This window comes from Pelistega indica, assembly GCF_000506865.1.
In the GTDB taxonomy this organism is placed as follows: Bacteria; Pseudomonadota; Gammaproteobacteria; order Burkholderiales; family Burkholderiaceae_B; genus Taylorella; species Taylorella indica.
Window position 1 is genome coordinate 1 of the sequence record NZ_AYSV01000136.1, and the last position, 4,741, is coordinate 4,741.

Sequence of the window (4,741 nt, forward strand, 5' to 3'; positions counted from 1 at the left end):
TCAGCCGTCCAGACCATCCGACATAAAATCAATTGACCAACTGCTTCGTGCCATGACCGGTTGCGTCAATGGCATCGGATGCCTTGCCGGTAAACGCTGTTTGCGTTTGCTTCGTAGCTGTAATCGAAGCTGATGATAGACGCGTTGTACGCGTTTATGATTCCATGTATGACCTAAGGCGCGTAAGCGGTCAAAACACTTCACAAAGCCCCAGCGAGGATGACGTTCGGTGAGCCTAAGCAAGACCTCTTCAACGAAACTATCGTCAACTTGGCGTTTACGGTAGTAATAAGCCGTGCGGCTAATACCGACTGCTTGGCAGCTTTTAACGATACTCACTTGATGCCTTGCCTGTAGGTCACGAGCCCAAGCCTTACGTGTTTCTACAGGCACTAGAGCTTTTTTATAATCTCCTCCTGCATTCGGGCCATCAAACTCAATTCAGCGTACATCTTCTTAAGCCGCTCGTGCTCTTGCTCAATCTGCCTAAGGCGCTTCAGCTCCGAGCCTCAAGGCCATCATACTTGGAACGCCACTTGTAAAAGGTGGAAACAGCAATACCTTCTTGGCGACATAGTTCAGCGATAGGCTCGCCGGCCTCTGCTCGCTTTAATAAAGCAATGATCTGCTCTTCACGCTTACGTTTGCTCATTGTAAAACTCCTAATTATCAATTAAATTTTAAAGGAAATTTCTACATTTGAGCTGTATTAATTTAGGGGGTGGCTACCCAATTTTAAGCTTAAAGAAAAAGAGGGTGGATATTCTTATCCCCCCTCTCTTTTTTTTTTCTCTGCTTTGTAGGCATACTGTGCTGAAAAAGGAGGGGGAATGAGTTTAGCGGTTTTATATAGTTGTGCATTGTCAGGGATGCAGGCGCCAATAGTATGTGTAGAGGTTCATCTATCGGCTGGGTTACCTAACTTCACCATTGTCGGTTTGCCTGATACAGGGGTGAGGGAGAGTAAAGAGCGGGTACGATCGGCAATTGACTCGGGAGGATGGGATTTTCCACCAGGTAGGTTTACGGTGAATTTATCACCGACAGCCTTACCTAAGGAATCAGGGCGATTTGATTTGCCGATAGCGATCGGTGTATTGATGGCGACAGGACAAGTGGTTCTCTCTGAACAGCAACAGGCAAATTTAGAAAATATGTATTTTATGGCAGAGTTATCATTAACTGGCGCATTAATTTCTATTCAAGCCCCCTTAATTATTGCTTTATCAATTTATAAACAAAATCCGAAAGCGATTTTAATATTGCCCGAAGAGGATGCCAAAATTGCAGCTAGAGTAGAAGGATTAACGGTTATTGGTGCCAAAACACTTAATGACGTGGCTGATTATCTTTCTGGTCGTTTGGAGTTGGATAAAAGCTATTATCAGCAGCCAGAGCCTAGGTATCAGGATAAGCCACTCTGTTTATCAGATATACGTGGGCAACCCTATGCTTGTCATGTGTTAGAGATTGCTGCCAGTGGAGGGCATGGATTAATTCTATCGGGTTCTCCAGGTGTCGGTAAGAGCATGCTTGCACATAGGCTACCTACGTTATTACCAAGTTTAACGATGGCACAACAATTGGATTTAATCGCTATTTATAGTTTGGTGCATTCATTAGAGCCACCAGATCCGCAATTACCACCTTTCCGTGCCCCACATCACTCTTGTTCAATGGTAGCTTTGGTTGGGGGAGGTGCAGCGGCATTACCAGGTGAAATTAGTTTAGCGAATCATGGAGTCTTATTTTTGGATGAATTACCTGAGTTTGATAGAAAAGCCTTGGAAGCATTGCGAGAGCCCTTAGATACGGGAGAAATTCATATTTCTAGAGCAAAACGTTCACAAAGTTATCCTGCACGTTTTCAATTAGTGGCGGCTTATAACCCATGCCCTTGTGGGTACTTAGGGCATGCAACTAAATTATGTCGATGTACACCTGAAAAGGTCGAACGTTATCAAAGTAAATTATCAGGTCCTTTGCTAGAGAGAATTGATATTCATCTACAGGTTCAAGCGATTAAGAAGGATTGGTTGACAGCGGAAACCGCAGAAACTTCGGCAAGGGTTAGAGAGCGAGTTGTCGACTGTAGAGAAAGGCAATATCAGCGTCAAGGAGGATTAAACGCTTATTTAAGCAATGCACAGATAGAGGAGTTTTGTCGGTTAGATAAGGCTAGTCAACATCTTTTGACTCAAGCTATGAATAAGTTTTCTTGGTCGGCAAGGGTAAATCAGCGAGTATTAAAAGTAGCTCGCACCATTGCTGATATGGCAGGTCATTCCTCGATAGAAAAAGAGGATCTAACACAAGCTATTATGTGTCGCTGTGAACATTAAGTGTTGTTTTAGTGGTAATAACGTGAATTTTTACAAATTCAAAGAACATTAACTTGTCTATAAAAAGCCTATTAGTTATACAAGTTATTTAAGCTTAGGTACGGACTATCACCTTGAATTCATAATGCTTTTCAGATTTTGTTACAAATATAGCGTGAAGAAAAAGGGAACTTGTCTAACGTAAGCATAGAAATATTTCAATATTGTCAAAAAAAATTCACAGTACTGTCTTATTTGCCCATTAGGATGCTCTCAATGCAAGAAATTTTTAAAAATTCTTTGAGAGTTAAAAGGGTGAATAATGAGTAATGCTATTTTAGTAAAAGGCTTAAATAAGCATTTTGGCAAAAAGCATGTGCTTAAGAATATAAATACCACAATTGCTAAAGGAACGATGACAGCGTTAATTGGCGCATCTGGATCAGGTAAGTCTACCTTGATGCGTCATATGGTTGGTCTAGCGACAGCAAATGATAAGCAAGGTGGAACAATTCGTTTATTAGACCAAATCGTTCAAGAAAACGGTCGTTTGGATAGTAATGTACGTCGGCTACGTGCAAATGTTGGCTATATTTTTCAACAATTTAATTTAGTTGGACGATTATCAGTACTTAAAAATGTATTAATTGGTCGATTAGGGCGTATGCCTCGTTGGCGTGGAACGTTAGGTATTTTTACTAAAGAAGAAAAGCAATTAGCCTTACGTGCTTTGGAAAGAGTAGGGTTACTTGAATTTGCTTATAGCCGAGCGTCTACGCTATCAGGTGGACAGCAACAACGAGTAGCTATTGCTAGAGCACTTTGCCAAGAGGCAGATATTATTTTAGTCCGATGAGCCAATTGCGTCACTAGATCCTGAATCAGCACGCCGCGTTATGTCCACATTGGAGTCAATTAATAAAGAAGACGGAAAGACTGTCATTGTGACATTACACCAAGTTGATTATGCCGTTAAATATTGCCCTGAAGCTATAGCACTTAAAAATGGTGAAATTATTTTCCAAGGCTCTAGTCAACAATTAAGCAATGATTTCCTCATCAAATTATATGGGGCCGAAGCAGGGACAGCTTTGTTATTTGGATCATCTTCAGAAGAGATTTCTGCAGAGGACTCACCCTCTAGTTCTATCCACCATCAATCGCCACAATTTAAATTGGCTTAATTTTGTTTTATAAGGAACAGCAATAATGTTTAAATCGTTATTATGTACAGTCAGCTTAACAGCAGCTACACTTTTTGCACAAACAACTGTGCAAGCAAAAGATTTGAATTTTGGTATTATTTCTACTGAATCAGCACAAAACTTACGACAATTATGGGATCCGTTCTTGGCGGATATGTCTAAAAAAACAGGTTATAACGTTAAAGCATTCTTTGCTCCTGACTATGCAGGCATTATTCAAGGGATGCGTTTTGATAAGGTTGATATTGCTTGGTATGGTAATAAATCAGCGATTGAAGCGGTTGATCGTGCTAATGGTGAAGTGATTTATCAAACGGTAGCATCAGATGGTTCTCCAGGCTATTGGAGTTTGATTGTTGCTCATAAAGATAGCCCATTAAATAATGTAGATGACCTATTAAAAAATGCTAAAAACTTAAATTTTGCGAATGGTGATCCGAACTCTACTTCTGGTTTCTTAGTACCCGGTTACTATGTATTTGCTAAGAATAAAGTTGATCCTGTAAGTGCATTTAAACGAGTAGTAAATGGTAGCCATGAAGTCAATGCGTTATCAGTCGCTAATAAACAAGTGGATGCAGGTACTTTTAATACTGAAGGTATGGATCGTTTAAAACAAACGCAACCAGAAAAGGCTGCCTTATTGAAAGAAATCTGGCGCTCTCCATTAATTCCTGGTGACCCAATTGTATGGCGTACAACATTAGATGCAGAGACAAAACAAAAAATTAAAGTGTTTTTTGATACTTATGGCGATAAACCAGAAGAGCTAGAAACATTGAAAAAATTAGGTTGGACTAAATTCAAACCTTCATCAAATGATCAATTATTACCAATCCGTCAATTAGAAGCCTTTAAGAAACGTGCTCAAGTAGAAGGCCAAAAAAGACTTACCAGAGGACTGAAAAAACTAAGCAATTAGCTCAATTAGATAGCAAATTAAAAGAGCTTGAAGAAGCAATTGCAAAAACGAAAAAATAATTGATTATTTGTAGAAGTTCAGACCAAATCTGACAAATGAGTTGCAAAAAAGAGAGTTTCCCGTTTGAATAAGAGGTGCGAATCTTTTAAACAAACAAAAGGAAACTCTCATGTTACATACTACCAATAATGTGATTAAACATAAAGCAGGACTGCTTAATTTAGCAGAGCAATTAAAAAATGTGTCGACAAGCATGCAAAATTATGGGCGTATCGACTGATTACATTTAATCG

General features: G+C 39.7%; 6 protein-coding genes and 1 pseudogene. 5 read left to right on the plus strand and 2 right to left on the minus strand.

Annotated features, from left to right (window positions below):
* Both V757_RS0115280 and V757_RS28215 read right to left on the minus strand, forming a co-directional pair.
* A complete protein-coding gene (locus V757_RS0115280) occupies window positions 1-393 on the minus strand; it encodes an IS3 family transposase (protein WP_023953292.1) in 393 nt (130 codons plus the stop codon).
* 103 nt (window positions 394-496) lie between these two features.
* Window positions 497-652: a transposase gene (locus tag V757_RS28215; protein WP_081710711.1), complete on the minus strand. Its 156-nt coding sequence runs from the start codon at window positions 650-652 to the stop codon at window positions 497-499.
* A gap of 178 nt (window positions 653-830) precedes the next feature.
* Here V757_RS28215 and V757_RS26750 point away from each other — a divergent pair, with 178 nt between their 5' ends.
* From V757_RS26750 to V757_RS28525, 5 genes and pseudogenes are all read left to right on the plus strand, one after another.
* On the plus strand, window positions 831-2,342 hold the full coding sequence (locus V757_RS26750; RefSeq protein WP_023953294.1) for a YifB family Mg chelatase-like AAA ATPase: 1,512 nt from the start codon (window positions 831-833) through the stop codon (window positions 2,340-2,342).
* Between the two features lie 301 nt (window positions 2,343-2,643).
* Entirely contained in the window at window positions 2,644-3,177 is a 534-nt protein-coding gene (locus V757_RS29465; RefSeq protein WP_245587057.1) for a phosphonate ABC transporter ATP-binding protein, read from the plus strand.
* Window positions 3,178-3,217: 40 nt separating this feature from the next.
* Window positions 3,218-3,505, plus strand: coding sequence for a P-loop NTPase family protein (locus tag V757_RS29470; protein WP_245587058.1), 288 nt, complete (start codon window positions 3,218-3,220; stop codon window positions 3,503-3,505).
* A gap of 25 nt (window positions 3,506-3,530) precedes the next feature.
* Window positions 3,531-4,448, plus strand: a complete 918-nt coding sequence (phnD, locus tag V757_RS26760) for a phosphonate ABC transporter substrate-binding protein (protein ID WP_315970393.1) — start codon at window positions 3,531-3,533, stop codon at window positions 4,446-4,448.
* Between the two features lie 169 nt (window positions 4,449-4,617).
* Window positions 4,618-4,729: pseudogene (locus V757_RS28525) on the plus strand (helix-turn-helix domain-containing protein); the annotation flags it as partial.
* Window positions 4,730-4,741: the final 12 nt, after the last annotated feature.

What these genes read in the sequence shown, in the direction of transcription:
- phnD (WP_315970393.1), top strand. Translation starts at nt 3,531, where the DNA reads ATGTTTAAATCGTTATTATGTACAGTCAGCTTAACAGCAGCTACACTT.
- V757_RS29470 (WP_245587058.1), top strand. Translation starts at nt 3,218, where the DNA reads ATGTCCACATTGGAGTCAATTAATAAAGAAGACGGAAAGACTGTCATT.
- V757_RS26750 (WP_023953294.1), top strand. Translation starts at nt 831, where the DNA reads ATGAGTTTAGCGGTTTTATATAGTTGTGCATTGTCAGGGATGCAGGCG.
- V757_RS29465 (WP_245587057.1), top strand. Translation starts at nt 2,644, where the DNA reads ATGAGTAATGCTATTTTAGTAAAAGGCTTAAATAAGCATTTTGGCAAA.
- V757_RS28215 (WP_081710711.1), bottom strand. Translation starts at nt 652, where the DNA reads ATGAGCAAACGTAAGCGTGAAGAGCAGATCATTGCTTTATTAAAGCGA.